Genomic DNA, 18,222 nt, shown 5'->3' with positions numbered 1-18,222 from the left:
ATGCGGCAATGCCGCTCAGTTAAGTCTGAGCGGCATTTTTTTGACGGGATACTGGGTCTTGGTCATACGAACCTCACGCGGATACCGCCTGTGGGATCTGCGAGGCGGCAGCACGAAGCGGCGGATGTTCTTTCTCATGGCCGCAAGCTTGGCCGGGATGGCCCCAGGGGTGTGTGATCCTGAACTCCACAGCCACTCATCCACGATGTAGCGCAGCGCCGTGATGAAGCTGATGCGACAGGGCTGCACTTTGGCCTCGTCTGCGATGCGCGTGATCTCCAAGCGGATCAGGTTGTACATCAACAAGGTTGCCCACAGCTCTTGCTTGACCCCATCGGGTTGCTGGCTGCGCAACGTCATCGCCTGGCCCAGCATGTCCGTCTTCATCTCTCCATAGGCCAGCTCAATCTCCCAGCGTTCGTGGTACAGCGCGAACACCTCCTCGGCCTTGTAGCGTGCCGGATCCATCAGGGACGTGAACAAGGTTCTGGGTTTGCCATCGAGTTCACGGGTGATGGCGCGCACCTCCCACGTGAGCGGCAAGCCGGGGTCTTTCTTGCGAGCTTGGGGCGAGACCTTCATGCGCAAGCTCACATCGCCAGGGCCATGCGTTTGCACCACCTCGCCCCTGAGTCCGGCACGCGCAGGGATCAGCCAGTGACGTCCCTGGCGGTGTTGCAGCGGCCACAGCAGACTTGCCGAGTAAAACCCTTTGTCCACAATCACCAGCGAGTCAGGCGGCAACTTCGGCCACAAGCGTTCAGCCAATGCGTACTCACTGGTGTCGTAGGCATCCAGGCTGGCATCTACCAATAAACGAGCTCTGGCATCGAGCAAGCAGGCCATGCGCACCAGGGGGAAGGGACTTTGGTGGTCTGCGTGGTTGCGCTGGCAACCAAAGTGCTGGCGGTTGTCTTGTGTGTCGGGGGTACGCCAGACCACGCCATCCAATGCGTACAGCGCCAAGCCTTGCCAGCGGTGGCGAGCGGCCTGCTGGTGCGCCCAATGGGCAGCAGTGTGGCGAAACAGCCATTGCAGGGGCTCACTGCCCAGCCGTTGGCGCGCCTGGCTCAGCGCGCTGGAGCTGATGGGTTCATTGTGCTGCCCAGGCAGTGCCAGCTCCAGTACCTCGGCCACGTTCACGATGGAGCGGTCTCTAAGCAAGGCCACACCCAATACCAGCCAAAGTGCCTGCTCCATGGGCAGTCGCCGCTTGCGCAGCGTGGCTACACCCGTCATCTGCAAGGCCTGTTCAATCCACTGCTGGGGTATGTTGCTTTGAACGACACCCCATTGTTCGGGGCTCGCAAACTCATGGGTATCGTTCAGGTACTCTTGCAGCAGCATTGGCTATCGCTTGACCTCTATGGCCAAAGCTCAATTGATCAAGCCTGCACTGTACAAACAACAAAGACCCCGAAGGGCCTTTGCTTAACTTACTGGCATTGCCGCTATGCGGTGCTTTTTTTTGCTTCTCTGCCAGCCCTCCCACTCCCGCGCTACATTTAAGGCATGACCGCGGTGCTCAACTTACCTTCTGCAACGCAGACCCGACCTGGCGATGCCCAGCCTACAGCCAGCCCTACCGCCGCCGCAGCCAACGCCGCAGCGGCCAGCTTTGCTGCGCTGACGGAAAACCTCAGCTACCTGGACGCAGCCAGCATTGAACAGGTAAGGCAGGCCTATCGCTTCGCTGACGAAGCGCACCTGGGGCAACTGCGCAACAGCGGTGAGCCTTACATCACCCACCCCATTGCCGTGGCGGCGCAATGCGCCGCCTGGAAGCTGGATGCACAGGCCCTGATGGCCGCCCTGCTCCACGACGCCATGGAAGACTGCGGCGTGACCAAGGCCGATCTGATTGACCGGTTCGGCGCCCCGGTGGCAGAGCTGGTGGACGGACTGACCAAGCTGGACAAGCTCCAGTTCAACACCCGGGAAGAAAACCAGGCAGAGTCTTTTCGCAAGATGCTGCTGGCGATGGCGCGGGATGTGCGGGTCATCCTCATCAAGCTGGCCGACCGTACGCACAACATGCGCACACTGTCGGACATGCCCCGCAGCAAGTGGGGGCGCATTTCCTCCGAAACGCTTGAAATCTACGCGCCTATTGCTCACCGCCTGGGGCTGAACCAGACCTACCGCGAGTTGCAAGACCTTGCGTTTCGGCATTTGCACCCCTGGCGCTACGCCACCCTATCGAAGGCGGTCAACAAGTCGCGCAACCGGCGGCGGGATCTGGTGCAAAAGGTACAAGCCGAGGTAGACGCAGCCTTCAATCGCATAGGCATGAAAGTTCGCCTGGCGGGGCGCGAGAAAACGCTGTACGCGATTTACCAAAAAATGCACCTCAAGCACCTGAGCTTTGCCCAGGTGACGGACATCTACGGCTTTCGCGTCATCGTACCCACCATCACGGACTGTTATACCGCACTCGGTGTTTTGCACCAGATGTACAAGCCTGTCCCAGGCAAGTTCAAGGATCACATCGCCATTGCCAAACTCAATGGCTACCAGTCTCTGCACACCACGCTGGTGGGGCCATCTGGAATCAACATCGAATTCCAGATGCGCACAGACGAGATGCATGTGATTGCGGAAGCCGGCGTGGCAGCGCACTGGCTCTACAAGGCGCAAGACTCTGACGGCTCATCAGCGGAGCGACTGGGTACCAAATGGCTGCAATCGCTTTTGGACATCCAGAACGAAACCCGGGATGCCGCGGAGTTCTGGGACCATGTCAAGGTGGATCTCTTCCCGGACGCGGTCTATGTTTTCACACCCAAGAGCCAGATCATGGCATTGCCGCGCGGAGCCACAGTGGTGGATTTCGCGTACGCCATCCACAGCAATGTGGGCGATCGAACCACTGCCGCCAAAATCAACAACGAGCAAGTGCCCTTGCGCACTGAGCTGAAAAATGGGGATGTGGTCGAGATCATCACCACGCCTGTTTCCACACCGAACCCCGCCTGGCTGGGGTTCGTACGCACTGGGCGCGCACGCTCCAAGATACGCCACTACCTCAAAACACTGGCCCACACCGAGTCCGAAAGCCTGGGCGAAAAACTGCTCATCCAGGCAATTCGCGCGGAAGGCCTGGAACAGCTCCCGCCCGACGAAGGCGAAACGCATGCTCTTTGGGAAAAGCTGTTGCGCTTCACAGGCAACCGCAACCGCAGTGAATTGCTGACGGATTTGGGACTGGGCAAACGTATCGCCAGCATCGTGGCAAAACGGCTGGTGGTACTGCTGGGCGAGCACGGCCATCGTCCCGATGCACTGCTGCTCACGCGCGAGCGGTACACCTCACACGAGACCCTCTCCCAGGGCGCAGTCACTCTGGATGGTAGTGAAAACGCTTCCGTACAATATGCACCTTGCTGCCGCCCGGTGCCGGGTGATCGCATCGTCGGCTACCTGGGCCGCGGCGAGGGGCTGGTCGTACACAACGCGGATTGCAGTGTAGCCAAGCGCTTGCAGCACAAAGACAGCGAACGCTTCATTGCCGTGGACTGGGCAGACGAACCGACACGCCTGTTCGAAACCGGGGTGGTTGTGACCGTCATCAACGGCAAGGGCGTACTCGCACGGATCGCCCAGGAGTTGGCCAACTCCGAAGCGGACATCACCCATGTGGACATGGATGACGAGGCCGCCCTGGACACCACTGACCTTAGGTTCGTTGTTGCGGTACGTGACCAGGCACATCTGGAGGCGGCTCTGCGGAATTTGCGCCGCACCCAGGCGGTGATTCGTGCCAACAGAATCACGCCGCAAGCGACGTGACTCTGCCCTGCCATCCAGAGCAGCGATGGCAGGAGAGCCACAACTCAAGACTTTACAGGGTCGGGATAGCAGACGGATCTCACCTCCAGCATGCGGGTGCCTGCTGGAGTCGGAAGCGCCACCTCATCCCCCACCCTGGCTTTGAGCAATGCCCGGGCTACGGGCGCAATCCAACTCACCTGCCCCGCGTGACTGTCCGCCTCATCAATGCCCATGATGGTGATGGTTCGATCCACTCCCTCATCATCACAATAGGTCACGGTGGCGCCAAAAAACACCTGATCGCTACCCGCGTGAAGGCTAGGGTCAACCACCTCAGCGATCTCTAGACGCTTTGTCAAAAAGCGGATGCGACGATCAATCTCCCGCAGCCGCTTTTTGCCGTAAAGGTAATCGCCATTCTCGGAACGATCTCCGTTGCTGGCAGCCCAGTGCACTGCCTCGACGACTTTAGGACGCTCGTTGTCAATCAGGTCCAGCAACTCCGCACGAAGGCGTGCGTATCCTGCAGGAGTGATGTAGTTCTTGGCACCTTTGGCCAAGGGAGGCAACGACACCTCGTCATCTTCATCACCATCCGTCTCTTTGGTGAAGGCTTTGCTCATGGCGCATTCATCTCCGAAAAGAATAAAGCGATTGGACAAATGAAAAAGCCTGCAACTTTTCAGTTGCAGGCTTTAAACATTGGTGCGGCTGGCAGGAATCGAACCCACGACCCCTTGGTTCGTAGCCAAGTACTCTATCCAGCTGAGCTACAGCCGCTAAGCTTTGAATTATAGCATAAATTTTTAGAACTTTAAAAATTTATGCAACTTGCTTTTGTCTTCTTAGCGAAGACATCAGCTTCATCGCATGACTGAGATTGTAATACACGCCAGACTGCATTTTTTGAAAAATGCCACTTTTTATGAAAAAGTGGGCTGCATTCGCAGCAGGCCTTTTGGTAGGGCGTGAGGGACTTGAACCCGCGACCAAAGGATTATGAGAGCAATTCAAGGGCTCTGACGGGTGTTCTTGTCCAGCAGGGGCCAGCAAAATCAAGCACTTACGAGCGGTCGCTGGCAAGCACTTGCACCCATCGGCAACTGGTTTGGCATAGATTTGGCATAACTTTCTGCCACTCCGGAAGCCCGACGGCAGCATCATAGCCTAGTCAAACACCCCATTTCGGACACCTTCGGGCGCTACAGCGGGTAGGCCGAGCAGCACGGCCAACTGGCACCACTGCGAGTCGGCCAGTTGCAGCGACCAGCTCCCAGTGTGTAGCGACTCATACGGACTCACGACCCAACGGACTCATCCGCGTCTGCAACGTCGACCATCGTGTCCACTGTCCCAAGCCGTGCATGCGCCAGCTCCTCGCGTGGCCGGGCCCGCTTGAGCTAACTGAGACCCTGTAAGCGTTTTGTCCGTGGTCACCACTCGTACCCATCACCATTTCACTTCCTAGACGGTCTCGAGGCGGAACTTGTACTGATGTGGAACCAGCCTGCGGCCCTGGGCATCATGGACACGATTTCGGCCGCCGCCGCGTTGAACGTTCTGAGCAGACGCAGAAGCTTGGCCTCTGATTCGTCGTGCGGCCCAGGGCACTCGGGCAGGACACTGAAGCAGAACCACAACGAAGGGACAACCGCACAAGCAATCTGTGTGTCGAGAGGTCATCGCTCCACTCAAGCAGCTGCCACAAACAGGTAACCTGATGCTCGACATCGGGCCCAAAAAATACATGCGTCTTGGAGGCGCATCTACGAGGCCACCTCTGGGCCCTGAACTTCCGAAACCTAACCACTCGAGGATTCCCCTTCACCTTGAGAGTTCGAGTGCGAAAACTGAGGGAACTAAGCAAAAAAACAGGGGGTGACTCGGTCACACCCTGTTATGAATTGTTGATAAGCGCTGCCGGCCGAGAGGCAACCAGCGCCATTTTTTTGGGGCGCTTAGCACACCCCCCTCATGCCGGCCTCAAAGGTGCCGGGCCAGGTAGGCCGACAACTCGCGATGCCGTTCTCGAAGAGCAGCCTCACTGGGAGCCTCGTCGAACGGCGTTCTCGAAATGTACTCATTCACGACATCCCAATACGTGTCGTATGCCTCCATGAAATCTTCAAAACTGCCCGTCAACTTCGGAACAAAGTCTTTCTCGAAGCTATAGACCTGGTTCGTGAAGGATTCGAGGAAAAATTCAGGGGTCAGAATTTCGCACCACTCATGGACGCGAGAGTCGATGATGTCCTGGAACGCACTGACTCGCTCACGACTATCCAATGCGAATTCGTCACATGCCTCGGCCGCTTCATCGAGATGTTCCTGCTGGAGCGTGAGGTACTTCACGCGCCCCTTGTCAATCGATTCAAAGAGGCAAAGGTAGTTGCCGCGAATTTCGACACCATGCCAAATCGTAGATGGAAAGTGGTTTTTTTGGTCTGCCATGATATTTCCTTAGTGGGTTGAAAATGCCGTCTGCGAAATGCGACTGCTTTCTTGTGTAGTCAGTAACCATCCCCCGGCAAAGCCGGGGGCATTCGGGATGTGAGCCGCTCAAAGCGGCTGTAAGGGGTCGCTAACGCGGCCCCTCATTCTTGGGGCCACCTATCGGTGGCTACTCACCTCCATAGACCGAGTTGGTCCAACCTCTCGTCTTCCTTCTCCTGGTTTCGGATGTACTCCCGTATCACCGCTTCGTCGCGTCCCACCGTCGAGACGAAGTACCCTCGCGCCCAGAAGTGCTGACCCACGAAGTTGCGCTTTCGCTCTCCGTACACCCGCGCAAGGTGGATTGCGCTCTTGCCTTTGATAAAGCCCACCACCTGCGACACCGAGTACTTCGGTGGGATCGACAGCATCATGTGCACGTGATCGGGCATCAGATGCCCCTCTTCAACCCTGCATTCCTTTTGCGCGGCCAACTTTCTGAATACCTCACCCAGGTGTTCGCGTAGCTGCTTGTACAGCGTTCGCCTTCGACACTTGGGGATGAAGACCACGTGATATTTGCAATCCCAGGCCGTGGGACTCAAACTTTCATACTTGTCCATCGTGTTTCTTCCTTTCGTTTGCTTGGCGGCTCACGATTGAAAGTCTCTACGGTGGACAACCTCCTGAAAAGTCAAACTTCTACTGCCTCCCCGGCAGAGCCGGGGGGCCTCCTTTTGGTAGCTAGGTTCATGGGCGTAAACCGCTGCTTTTTAGCTAAAGGAATCTCATCGCAAACAGGGAGCAGTCCTTGATTTTTGGTTGAGACATCCGGTCGCACTCATCTTGCGTCGCTTGTGATTTCCACATCTGAGGCCCCCACCAAGGCACATCGCCAAGCACCTGCTCTTGGTCTTGTCTTGTTTTTTCGGCAGCGATGCAGGCCTCAAAAAAATCCCATTTGGCGAGCGGAATCGCTCTAACGGCCCCGCCGATTACTCCGTGTCTGCCGCGTCCACGACTGAATCCAATACTCCAAATCGGGCCTGCGCTTGCTCCTCGCGCGGTCCAGTCCGCTTGAGCTGACCACGACCGTTCAGACGTTTGTCCATCGTCGCTGACAGCACCCAGGAGCGTTCAACCTCCTCGACGGTTTCGGGACGGAACTTGTATTTGATGTGAAACACACCAGCTGCCTTGGGCATCATGGGCACGATTTCGGCCGCCGCCGCGTTGAAGGTTCTGAGCAGACGCAGAAGCTTGCCCTCTGAATCTTCGTCTGGCGCAGGCCCCTCGGGCAGAACATAGACTGAAGCAGGCACGGCCGGTGGCAGAACCGGACCGAGCGTGCTGGCGCAGTCAGCTTGAGCACGACTGACCCTCATCAGCTCAAGCAGCTCGTCCAGCTTGGCGCCCACATCGAGCAGAGACACCCTGGCTGGCGCTGCGCCACCTTCCGCGCAGCGGGTTGCGGCCTGCTCGAGCCAAGCCTGTGCCGCCGCTTGGTCCGCATCGTTGAGCAGGCTCAGGCTGTAGCCGCTGACGAACTTGATGAAGCCGACGCCGAAGGTCTGGCTTTCTCCATCGTCGTCGATACGGATGGCGCCGACCGGCAGCCGAACTTTCTGGACTCTGCGCGCCGACTTGACGGGGACCGGATAGGTGAGGGACGCGGATTTTCCACCGTCGCGGGATTTGATGCCGACCAATTTTTTCATGATGCTGTTCGCAGAGAGTTGTGGTGAGGTCTCGTGTAGCGAACAGTGCCGGCGCAGTACCGGCACGGTGAATCCCAAGCGCCAACAGTAAGGGGGCCTAGCGTTTGGCGCACCTTCAGCCCACAGGCAAGCATCAGGGCGGTGCAGTGACGGTTCCGGGGACGACACTGACGCCGCCGCGTCTCGGGCTTGGTCCAGTCCTGACCAGGCACGAGGCAGGCGCCGTGACGTCTTGCTGCGCGCGTCAGCCAGGCTTTGGGCTTGAATAGCGCGGCACTTGTGGCGGCACGGGTTCGCCCTCCCCCTACCTAGGCCGACTCACTGCCGGGGGTGTGCTGGGCGGTCACAGAGGCATCTTGCAGGCGTCGCACGAGTCGTCGCAGCGGTTCGCCAACGTCCTTCTGTTTGCGGACATAGAACAGCGTCGGCAGCTGTCGCGTAGTTGGAAAACCTCGTGCCGGCCAGTACATGCCGTCTTCGCCTTTGGTGACAGCCGGAATCGCGCGGTACCTTGGCTCGTCGTGCGGATAGCTCAGCGGACACGGGTCGGCTCCCCGAAGCTTGTTCCAATCGCGGCGCCAGAATGCGACCAGGTCGCCAACCTGTCGCCGCACGCCCGCGAAACCGGGCACGCGGTAAAGACTGAACCAGTCTTGGAAGAGTGCCGCGCGGTTGTAGTGCGCCGTGTGCAGATGCAGGCGCTCGCGCCAGGCACTGACCGTGGCAGCATCAAGGCGCCAAGTGAGGCCGGGCTTGTCACGGCCCTTGAGTGTCATCGTGACCAGCTCGAACTCGCGGTATCGAATCGGAAGCTTGGTCGCATCCGCCAATCGTTCGAGTTGATGGGCAACGTGCTCCCCTGGCGAGACCAACAGAAAGAAGTCGACCGTCATCTCTTGGTTGAGGCCGAGCACCAGCCGCGCGTTGCCAAGGCCTGCGGCCTTGCGGCGATACCGCTCGTTCTTGTCCCAGTGAACGCCATAGGCCTCGGCGAACTTCCGCACGAGGCCAAGGGCTCTGTGCGGCGGAATTGTTCCAGTGGCGTAGTAGCGGTAGCCGTCACCGACGGCTTCCTGAATGCGCTGAAGGAAGACAGTCTTGGCGATGAGGACGGTGGGGTTGTAGGTGGCGGGGCGTGGCATGAACTGGCGACTCCATAACAGGGATGCCACGTGTAGGCACTGGAAAGCAGGCGCTCTGGCCAGTCGCCGTCGGCGACCGCACTAAAAAGGATTCCAAGGCGAAGACGGGGGCCCCGTCGAGTTCCACGGCAGGTAGCTATACAAAGCAGATTCGATGCTGGCAAGCGGGACTCTCACCCCCTACCGGCGCATCACTCGTATCCCCTGGGTCGAGCGATGCTCCCCAGGAAACCATCGGGGCGTGAGGCCCCCTACAGCTCAAATCTCACACGAGCCCCCCACCGGACATCTCATCCGGTTGGTGGACTGCGGAAGCCGCGTGCATCTAACAGTGCTGGCGCGGCAAACAACGGAGCGCGGGTGGTCGTATCCAACAGGCTGGAAAGCTTGAAGGCAGCGACCTCATTTCGGAAGGGAGACTGCAACTCCCGCCCGACGACTCCATTCCCAGGACTGGTCAATGCCAGGATTGGGCGACAAGGGCACGCTGGCCCTGGGGGAACATCGCTCAGGCGATGGAAACCAGGGTTGGCGCTCAACTCGATACCGTGCAGCGATGCGCGGGCGGGGGCAGCTCGAGAGGGCTGAACCCGTGTCTGAACCGACACGCCTGAGGCGTTCCGAAAGGACGCAGGCCACCTGAGAGAGATTGGAAGGTGGCGGCCCTGAGGGTTGCGCATGGTGCGCAGCTCACGAGGGGTCGGCGGATAGCTTGGCGGTGAAGCACCCGGGCCGGAAGGCTCGTGACGAACTGGTGCAACAGACTGGACACATAGGGCGTATCGCCGCAACAGCGGCGACAAGCAAGAGAGCGATGAAGGTTGATGCAGGTAAGGGAGCCGTTACGGAATCCTGGGCCCCTGAAAACCTACCCACGCCATGCGCGCGGGGGGTGAGGTGGATGTTCCGCCATGTATGCAGCAACCAGAGCTCGCGTTCGATGTGTTCGCGCGTTTTGAGAGAACTTGGGAAAGTCTAAGGCTCGCCGGCCTGAGAAACCGGCGTTGAGCTACGACTGGGAGACTTGTTGAGTAGCCACAACTGGGCCGTTCGCACAGCGCGACGGACCGGTGAGTGGGAGCCCCCCTGCAGACTTGCTGGATGTGGGAAGGGTCGAAAGACGGGAGCGGGGCGCTATCCGAGGCGCTGATGTTTGTGTGAGATGACCACGTCGGGAGACGTTGTCCGAGCTGATGTCAAACCTGCCGTGCGGGGTGAGAGCCGCACGGCGCTGGCCAGAAAGCCAGCCACGGGGAGTATTGGGTCGAGGAATTGTGTTTCCGTGATTCATGATTTCTTGATTCTGTTGACGCCGACCGAAAACTGAGCCACTTTTTTGGGTGATGCCGATCCAAAACTGAGCCAGGTGTTTTACCTACCCTGCTGCTTTTTGCGGCAGTGGGAAGAAGAAGGTGATCACCATGGACATGATTGGCAAGATTCGGCGGATGCATCGCCGAGACAAGAAGACGAAGCGGGAGATATCGAGGGCCACGGGCCTGTCGAGGAACACGGTGGCCAAGTGGCTGGATGAGGCGCAGCCGGTCGAGCCCAAGTACCGCCGTGAGGCGGCGAAGGCCACCAAGCTGTCGGCGTACGAGGCCGAACTCATGCAAGCCTTGAAGGCCGATGCCAAGCGGCCCAAGAAGGAGCGGCGCACGGCCAAGGCCTTGTTCGCGCAGATCAAGGCAGCGGGCTACGAGGGCGGCTACACACGGGTAACGGACTTCATCCGCAAGTGGCGCCAAGGTGAAGGCCAACAGGCGAGCACCAAAGCCTTTGTGCCATTGACCTTCGAGCTGGGCGAGGCCTTCCAGTTCGACTGGAGCGAAGACGGCTTGCTGGTGGGCGGGGTGTACTACCGCATGCAGGTCTCGCACATGAAGCTGTGCGCCAGCGGGGCGTTCTGGCTGGTGGCCTACCCCAGCCAGGGCCACGAGATGCTGTTCGATGCGCACACACGCAGCTTCGCGGCTCTGGGCGGTGTGGCGCGCCGTGGCATCTACGACAACATGAAGACGGCAGTGGACAAGGTCAAGAAGGGCAAGGGACGAGTCGTCAACGCGCGCTTTGCGGCCATGTGCGCGCACTACCTGTTCGACCCTGACTTTTGCAACCGTGCCAGCGGCTGGGAGAAGGGTCGAGTGGAGAAGGACGTACAAGACAGCCGCCGTCGGATCTGGGTGGAGGCGGGGCAGCGGCGCTTTGGCAGCTTTGCCGAGCTCAACGCGTGGTTGGGCGAGCGCTGCCGGGCCCTGTGGCAGGAGCTGCGCCACCCCCAGCACAAAGCGTTCAGCATCGCCGAGATGCTGGAGCTGGAGCAAAGCCACCTGATGCCCATGCCGGTGGTCTTTGATGGCTATGTTGAGAACCCGGCGAAGGTGAGCAGCACCTGCCTGGTGACGGTGGCGCGCAACCGCTACTCGGTGCCCTGCGAATGGGCGGGGCAAATGGTCAGCACACACCTGTACCCGGCGCAGATCGTGGTGGTGGCCGGCGATGCTATGGTGGCCACGCACGAGCGCCTGAGCGATCGCAACCAGACCCGCTACGACTGGCAGCATTACGTGCCGCTGATCGAGCGCAAGCCGGGCGCGCTGCGCAACGGCGCGCCCTTTGCAGACCTGCCCGAGCCATTGCAGCGCATGCGCAAAGGCTTGCTGCACCAGGAGGGCGGCGACAGGGTGATGGCGCAGGTACTGGCCGAGGTGCCCAAGCAAGGGCTGGACGCCGTGCTGGTGGCGGTGGAGTTGGCCCTGGAGAGTGCGCCGCCATCGGGGCGGGTGAGCACCGAGCACGTCATCAACGTGCTCGGCCGCCTGCAAGCGCAGCCCCTGCCCGAGACGGTTGCGACCAACCTGCAAGTGAGCCAGACACCCCTGGCCGACACGGCGCGCTATGACAGCCTGCGCGCTGGCAGCGACATGCAGGAGGCCGATCATGCGTGAGCTGGACAAGGAGTTCAAAGAGATGCGCCTGTACGGCATGGCCGGGGCCTGGGAGGACCTGGTCAAGCAAGGCGGCCACACCACGCTGGAGAGCTCGCGCTGGCTGCTGGAGCACCTGCTGCAAGCGGAAGTCACGGACAGAGCCATGCGCTCAGTGAGCTACCAGATGCACACGGCGAAGTTCCCCGTGCACCGCGACCTGGCGGGCTTCGACTTCGAATGCTCGCCCGTGGACAGAAAGCTCATCGAGCAGTTGGCCAGCATGGCGTTCACCGAGCAGGCGCACAACGTGGTGCTGGTGGGTGGCCCCGGCACGGGCAAGACGCATCTGGCCACGGCCATCGGCGTGGCGGGCATCGCGCGCCATGGCTCACGCGTGCGGTTTTACTCCACGGTGGATCTGGTCAACGCACTGGAGCAGGAGAAGGCCCAAGGCAAGGCAGGCCGCATCGCAGCGAGCTTGCAGCGCATGGACCTGGTCATCCTTGATGAGCTGGGCTACCTGCCCTTCAGCCAGGCAGGCGGCGCCTTGCTGTTCCACCTGCTGAGCAAGCTCTACGAGCAGACCAGCGTGATGATCACCACCAACCTGGACTTCAAGGAATGGTCCAGCGTGTTCGGCGACGCCAAGATGACCACGGCACTGCTGGATCGACTCACGCACCACTGCCACATCGTCGAGACGGGCAACGAGTCCCACAGGTTCATGCACAGCACAGCCGTGGCCAAGAAACGCATCAAGGCACGCGAACAGGCCAAGAAGGCTGAGCCGTTCTGAGCGGTTCAAGGGCAAGCCGCTACGGGCTTCGCCCTGCGCGGCTTGCCCTCAACGACGACCACCGAGGCCGTTCACCAAGGAGACCCAAACCAACTCAAGGCACTACACTTATCCACAGCCAGCCTTCACCGGTTGGCCAATAGCCCTGGCTCAAAATTCAATCGGCACGGTGGCTCAATTTTGAATCGGCGCCAACACCACTGCGCCCCATCCGCATTAATGGCCGTTTGGCCTGGAACGTGTCGGAACTGCGCCGCGTGCTGGGGGTGACAGCATGAGCACCGCCATCATTTATGCCCACCCCGACGGACACGAAATCACGGTTGGCGCTGGCCTGCTGACCGCCTGCACAAGCGAGGGCACCGCCGTTTCATTGCCCATTGGCCCCGATGGCCTGCGCGATGTGGCTGCAAAGCTGCTGGCGCTGGCCGATGAAGTGGAGGCGAAGCAATGAGCGCCGCTATCAATCGCCTGATGCTGGCGCTGTGGTGCGCCGCGCCGTCCCGCTGGTTTCGCAAGGGGGGCCGCCCATGACGACACCAAAAGGAAAAGCCCCCGCACCGACCAAGACGCAAGGGGCTCACGGTGAACAACTTTCGTTTCTGCCGCCCCCGCCATTCTGCCCGACATGGCCCAAGCGTGGAACCCTGGCAGACCGTGCGCTTGGAATGCTGATGGATGGCCGCCTGATTGACCATCCCGAGTTTCAGGACAGCACGCAATCCTGGCGACTGGGAGCCGTGATTTTCACGCTGCGCGCTTTGGGCTGGCCGGTGGAAACCATCGAGGTTCCAAGCCCCACGGAACACAGCCCCGACCGCGTGATTGCCTTGTACCGCCTTGACGGGAAATACACCGCGCAAGCCCTGGCGATGAATGGGGGTGCCGCGTGATGGCAGACACCGCAAAAGCAATCGACGCATTGCACAGCATCCCGCCCGACCTGCCCCGCGATGAATGGGTGCGGGTGGGCATGGCTGCACACGCCGCTGGCCTTGACTTCGACACCTTCGACGCCTGGAGCGCCGGGGCTGGAAATTACGACGCCGCAGCATCCCGCGATGTGTGGAAATCTATCAAGCCGGGCAAGGGTATTGGCCCTGGAACGCTGTACCGCGTGGGCGCAGAGCATGGCTGGCGCATGGGTGAAGGCAAGCCCCAGCAACGCCAGCAGCAAACCCCCAGAAAGGCCACAGAGCCCGCGCGCAAGCCCGCCCCAGGCATGAGCCCTGCCGAGGTGTGGAAACGCTGCGAACCCGCAACCGCTGCGCATCCCTACATCATGGCAAAAGCTGCCGCCGGGGTGCCATTGGATGCCCTGCGCGTGGTGCCTGCTGGTGACCCGCTGCGCATTCAAGGCGAGAGCATGGCCGGGGCGCTGGTGGTGCCCGCCTTTGCGCCTGATGGCAGTTTGCAGAGCCTGCAATGTGTAACTACTGGCGAGACTGCTGCCCGTCTGAAAGCGAAGGGGAAAAAGCCTAAGCTGAACTTGCCCGGCGCAGCGATGGCCGGGGCATCCTTCACCGTGGGCGAGGTGGTGCCCGGTGCGCCCGTGGCTTTGTGCGAGGGTATCGGGCAGGCGTGGGCCTGCTGGCAGGCTACCGGGCATCCTGCCGTGGCGTGCTTTGGCTGGGGCAACGTGGGCAAGGTGGCCGAAGCCCTGCGCAAGCGTGACGCCGCCGCCCGGCTGGTGCTGGTGCCTGATGTGGGCAAGGAAGAAAGCGCAGCAGAAATTGCCCAGGCGCTGCAATGCGCCGTGGCCTACATGCCCCAGGGCGAGGTGCAGAACTTCGACGCAAACGACCTGGCCCAGCGTGACGGGGCCGATGTGCTGGCCGAACTGCTGGAGGCTGCGAGCGAGCCCCCAAAGCCTGCACCCCGTTACAAGCTGCTGGGAGCCGATGAACTGCGCGAACTACCGCCGCTGGCGTGGCGTGTGCGTGGTGTGCTGCCTGCCGTGGGGCTTGCTGCGCTGTATGGGCCGAGCGCATCCGGTAAATCATTCCTGGCCTTTGACATGGCCGCCGCGATTGCCGAGGGGCAACGCTGGTTTGATTGCCGGGTGGAGGCTGCGCCCGTGGTGTATGCCGCGCTGGAAGGTGAAGCCGGGTTCAAGCTGCGCGCCCAGGCATGGGAAGTGAGCCGGGGCCGTGCGCTGCCCGATGGCCTGCGCATGATGCTGCAACCGTTCAAGCTGACCGATGGGCAGGACGTGCTAGACCTTGCCGCCGTGGTGCCTGCTGGCGCTGTGGTGGTGGTGGACACCTTGAACCGCGCCGCGCCCACTGCCGACGAAAACAGTTCACGCGACATGGGCGAGATTCTGGAGGCAGCAAAGACCCTGCAAACCCTGACCGGTGGGCTGGTGGTGCTGGTTCACCACACGGGCAAGAATGCCGCCGCTGGCCTGCGTGGGCACAGTTCGCTATTCGCTGCGATGGATGCCGCAATCGAGGTTTCACGCGAAGGCGACCGCCGGGAATGGAAGGTGGCGAAATCCAAAGACGGCATTGATGGCGAGTCTTGCCCGTTCAAGCTGGCCGTGGAGGTACTGGGCACAGAGCCGACCGGCGAGGCCATTACAAGCTGCGTGGTGGTGCGTGATACCGCCGTGGAGGATGTGCGCGCCGTGAAGCTGCCCCAGGGTGGAAATCAGCGGGTGATTCTTGATGCGCTGCGCCCGATGTTCAAGGATGGCACCACGGGCAAGCCTGGAGCCCCGCCGCTGCGCCCCTGCATTGAACTGGAGGCCGCTGTATCTGCTGGCGCTGCAAAGCTGACATGCCAGACCGACCGCCGCGCAACACGCACCAGAGAGGCAATCACTGGACTGGTGGCCCGTGGGGTTGTTGGCTGCAATGAGGGGTGGCTATGGCTGGCGTGATGAATAACCGAAATTCACCGTTCCGTCTGTTTTCGGTGAAATCCGTAACCGAAATTCACCGCCCCCTATATATAGGGGGTGGAAGTTCGGTGATTTTTTCGGTGGGGAGGTTTGGCAATGAATGCTGACCTTTTCGGCCTGGAACAACAGACACCCCGAGCCAACCGCCGCCCCGAAGCTGCCGCCCTGGTGGAAGTATTGAAGGCGCTGAGAACGCATCCCGCCGTGGCGTGGTGTGAGCGCATGAATACCGGGGCTGCCAAGGTGGAAGGCCGCTTTATCCGCTTTGGGTTCAAGGGCTGCCCCGATGTGCTGGGGCAATTGAAGGATGGCCGCTTGCTGGGTGTGGAAGTGAAAGCCCAGGCCGGACGCCTGCGCCCCGAGCAAGCCCTATTCCTGGAGCGCATCCGCTGCGCTGGTGGCGTTGCCTTTGTGGCGCGTGACTGCCGCGATGTGCGCGAACAACTCAACAACTGAAAAAGCACAAAAGGAACACCGATGGCGACAAGAAGAAATCCGCCCGCCGCTGCATGGAAGCCGGGCCAGTCTGGAAACCCAAAGGGCCGCCCGGCTGGGACGGGTGAAGTGGCAAAGCTGCGAGCCGCTATTGCAGACCGCGTGCCCGAACTACTGGCCGCGATGATGGCCCGCGCCCTTGATGGCGATGTGGGAGCCGCCCGCCTGCTGCTGGAGCGTGCCATAGCCCCATTGAAGGCCGCTGAACAGTCTCAAGCCCTGAGCCTGCCCGATGGCACCCTAACCCAACAAGGACGCGCCGTGCTGGCATCCGTGGCCGCTGGAGAGCTTGCACCCGGACAAGGTGCCGCGCTGCTGGGTGCTATTGGTACGCTAGCCCGAGTGGCTGAGATTGACGAACTGGCGCGCCGTATCGAGGTGCTGGAGGAAAAGAATGCAAAGCCTTGAAAAGAGAATTGCCGAGCTGGAAAAGGGGGTTTCGATGGATGAAGGGCCTACGACCATCGTTATTCAACCCCTGAGGCGTGGAAACCTTGATGAAGAAGTGCAGGAACTGCATGACCAGAATGGAAGCCAGCGATGGACGCGCCAGCCTGGAGAGACTGAGCAAGAGCTAATAGACCGGGCATCCCGCGAGGTGACGCGCAACAGGCCGGGCTGTGCTTTGCTGATGGCTGGCAAGTGAAGCCTGACCGCACCCCCCCCGAACAGACCCAGCCTTACCCGCTGGGTTTTTTCTTTTTGGAACGTTCCGCGCGCGTGCGCGAGAGCCCCCCTGTTTTGTCAGACCCCTAAGAGCCCCCGTGTGGGGCTTTTCTTTTGTCTGGTGCTGGGCTGCATTCGGGCAAGTTGCCTACAGATTGCCTACAAGCCCAGAATAGAAAAAGGGTTCACTACTGTTTTTATAGCAATGAACCCTTGTCTGTATTGGTAGGGCGTGAGGGACTTGAACCCGCGACCAAAGGATTATGAGTCCTCTGCTCTAACCAACTGAGCTAACGCCCCAAACCAGCCTGCTTCTCAGGACGACGGATTGTAAGGCGTTTATTTGCGGTAACTGAGCGCGTTGGAAACCAGCTTGGAAGTGATGTCCACGATCTGGATCATCTTGTCGTACGGCATGCGCGTCGGGCCGATCACCCCCAACGTTCCGACAACTTTGCCATCGACCTCATAAGGAGCGCTGACCACGGACAGCTCCTCGAAAGGAACCACCTGACTCTCGCCCCCAATGTAGATGCGCACGCCTTCGGCCTGGCTCGAGATATCGAGCAAGCGCAGGATTTGCGTCTTTTGCTCGAACAGATCAAACGCCCGGCGAAGGTTCCCCATGTCACTGGAAAAATCGCTCACTGACAGCAGATTCCGCTCCCCTGAAATCACGACTTCATCCTGGGCTTGCGATAACGCCTCAGAACTCACGTTGACCGCAGCCTGCATCAAAGAGGCGATCTCGCCTCTCAACAAATCCACCTCCGACTTCAAGCGCTCCCTGACCTGCTCCATTTCCAAACCTGCATAGTGCGCGTTGAGAAAGTTGGCAGCTTCGACAAGCTGGGATTGCGAATAGTCGGAATCAGTGAAGATGACCCGATTTTGAACATCGCCCTCAGGCGAAACGATGATCACCAAAAACCGGCGTTCTGACAGTCTCAAGAACTCTATGTGACGAAATACCGAACTGCGGCGGGGTGCCATGACCACACCGACAAACTGAGACAGACTGGACAGAAGATGAGCCGCATTCGCGATCACTTTTTGCGGCTGCTCGGGCATCAACTGCGGAGCCTCCAGCCCGTCCCGCTGCACCGTCAACATGGTGTCCACGAACAAGCGGTAGCCTCGGGCTGTAGGTACACGCCCTGCCGAGGTGTGGGGACTTGCAATAAGCCCCAACTCTTCCAAGTCCGCCATCACATTGCGGATGGTGGCAGGAGACAAATCCAGCCCGGAGGCCCGAGAAAGCGTGCGTGAGCCTACGGGCTGGCCGTCTGCGATGTAGCGCTCGACCAGCGCTTTGAGCAACAACTTGGCACGGTCATCGAGCATGGTTTGATTTTAATGATGTAAT

Annotated in this window: 16 protein-coding genes and 2 tRNA genes; 9 read left to right on the top strand and 9 right to left on the bottom strand. The window is 60.3% G+C overall.

What is annotated here, in order from left to right; translation table 11 throughout:
- Positions 1-15 precede the first annotated feature (15 nt).
- On the bottom strand, positions 16-1,347 hold the full coding sequence (locus tag BDD18_RS13925; RefSeq protein WP_125958944.1) for an IS4 family transposase: 1,332 nt from the start codon (positions 1,345-1,347) through the stop codon (positions 16-18).
- 165 nt (positions 1,348-1,512) lie between these two features.
- Here BDD18_RS13925 and BDD18_RS13920 point away from each other — a divergent pair, with 165 nt between their 5' ends.
- Complete coding sequence (locus tag BDD18_RS13920; RefSeq protein ID WP_066698843.1) at positions 1,513-3,789, top strand: RelA/SpoT family protein; 2,277 nt, start codon at positions 1,513-1,515, stop codon at positions 3,787-3,789.
- Between the two features lie 44 nt (positions 3,790-3,833).
- On the opposite strand, the gene greB is transcribed toward BDD18_RS13920, so the two are convergent.
- From greB to BDD18_RS13890, 6 genes are all read right to left on the bottom strand, one after another.
- Positions 3,834-4,394, bottom strand: a complete 561-nt coding sequence (gene greB / locus BDD18_RS13915) for a transcription elongation factor GreB (RefSeq protein WP_044401871.1) — start codon at positions 4,392-4,394, stop codon at positions 3,834-3,836.
- 80 nt (positions 4,395-4,474) lie between these two features.
- Positions 4,475-4,551 (bottom strand) — tRNA-Arg (locus BDD18_RS13910).
- Between the two features lie 1,203 nt (positions 4,552-5,754).
- Positions 5,755-6,222: a hypothetical protein gene (locus BDD18_RS13905; RefSeq protein ID WP_142083784.1), complete on the bottom strand. Its 468-nt coding sequence runs from the start codon at positions 6,220-6,222 to the stop codon at positions 5,755-5,757.
- A gap of 173 nt (positions 6,223-6,395) precedes the next feature.
- Positions 6,396-6,827, bottom strand: coding sequence for an IS200/IS605 family transposase (gene tnpA, locus BDD18_RS13900; protein WP_142083381.1), 432 nt, complete (start codon positions 6,825-6,827; stop codon positions 6,396-6,398).
- 372 nt (positions 6,828-7,199) lie between these two features.
- Entirely contained in the window at positions 7,200-7,922 is a 723-nt protein-coding gene (locus BDD18_RS13895; protein WP_142083783.1) for a hypothetical protein, read from the bottom strand.
- A gap of 308 nt (positions 7,923-8,230) precedes the next feature.
- Positions 8,231-9,064, bottom strand: coding sequence for a hypothetical protein (locus BDD18_RS13890; protein ID WP_142083782.1), 834 nt, complete (start codon positions 9,062-9,064; stop codon positions 8,231-8,233).
- A 1,421-nt stretch (positions 9,065-10,485) separates the two neighbouring features.
- Between BDD18_RS13890 and istA the strand changes: the two genes are divergently transcribed.
- The 8 genes from istA (at position 10,486) to BDD18_RS13845 (ending at position 16,836) form a co-directional block, all read left to right on the top strand.
- Entirely contained in the window at positions 10,486-12,012 is a 1,527-nt protein-coding gene (istA, locus tag BDD18_RS13885; protein ID WP_142083781.1) for an IS21 family transposase, read from the top strand.
- Complete coding sequence (istB, locus tag BDD18_RS13880; protein ID WP_211360771.1) at positions 12,005-12,790, top strand: IS21-like element helper ATPase IstB; 786 nt, start codon at positions 12,005-12,007, stop codon at positions 12,788-12,790. The genes istA and istB overlap by 8 nt, the downstream gene beginning before the upstream one ends.
- A 274-nt stretch (positions 12,791-13,064) precedes the next feature.
- Positions 13,065-13,244, top strand: a complete 180-nt coding sequence (locus BDD18_RS13870; RefSeq protein WP_142083780.1) for a hypothetical protein — start codon at positions 13,065-13,067, stop codon at positions 13,242-13,244.
- A gap of 220 nt (positions 13,245-13,464) precedes the next feature.
- Entirely contained in the window at positions 13,465-13,683 is a 219-nt protein-coding gene (locus BDD18_RS13865) for a hypothetical protein (protein WP_142083779.1), read from the top strand.
- Entirely contained in the window at positions 13,683-15,674 is a 1,992-nt protein-coding gene (locus tag BDD18_RS13860) for an AAA family ATPase (RefSeq protein ID WP_244939093.1), read from the top strand. The genes BDD18_RS13865 and BDD18_RS13860 overlap by 1 nt, the downstream gene beginning before the upstream one ends.
- Positions 15,675-15,791: 117 nt before the next feature.
- Complete coding sequence (locus tag BDD18_RS13855; RefSeq protein WP_142083778.1) at positions 15,792-16,151, top strand: VRR-NUC domain-containing protein; 360 nt, start codon at positions 15,792-15,794, stop codon at positions 16,149-16,151.
- A gap of 21 nt (positions 16,152-16,172) precedes the next feature.
- Entirely contained in the window at positions 16,173-16,598 is a 426-nt protein-coding gene (locus BDD18_RS13850) for a DUF5681 domain-containing protein (protein ID WP_276490766.1), read from the top strand.
- The gene (locus BDD18_RS13845) at positions 16,585-16,836 is read left to right on the top strand and encodes a hypothetical protein (protein WP_142083774.1); all 252 of its coding nucleotides are present in this window, start codon (positions 16,585-16,587) and stop codon (positions 16,834-16,836) included. The genes BDD18_RS13850 and BDD18_RS13845 overlap by 14 nt, the downstream gene beginning before the upstream one ends.
- Before the next feature lie 243 nt (positions 16,837-17,079).
- Here BDD18_RS13845 and BDD18_RS13840 read toward each other — a convergent pair.
- Positions 17,080-17,156: transfer RNA gene (locus tag BDD18_RS13840), tRNA-Ile, on the bottom strand.
- Positions 17,157-17,195: 39 nt separating this feature from the next.
- Complete coding sequence (hrcA, locus tag BDD18_RS13835; RefSeq protein ID WP_044399571.1) at positions 17,196-18,200, bottom strand: heat-inducible transcriptional repressor HrcA; 1,005 nt, start codon at positions 18,198-18,200, stop codon at positions 17,196-17,198.
- Positions 18,201-18,222 lie beyond the last annotated feature (22 nt).

Source organism: Acidovorax temperans, assembly GCF_006716905.1.
GTDB lineage: Bacteria > Pseudomonadota > Gammaproteobacteria > Burkholderiales > Burkholderiaceae_C > Acidovorax > Acidovorax temperans.
Note: the sequence above shows the minus strand (reverse complement) of the source record. Positions and strands in the feature narration are given on the sequence as shown.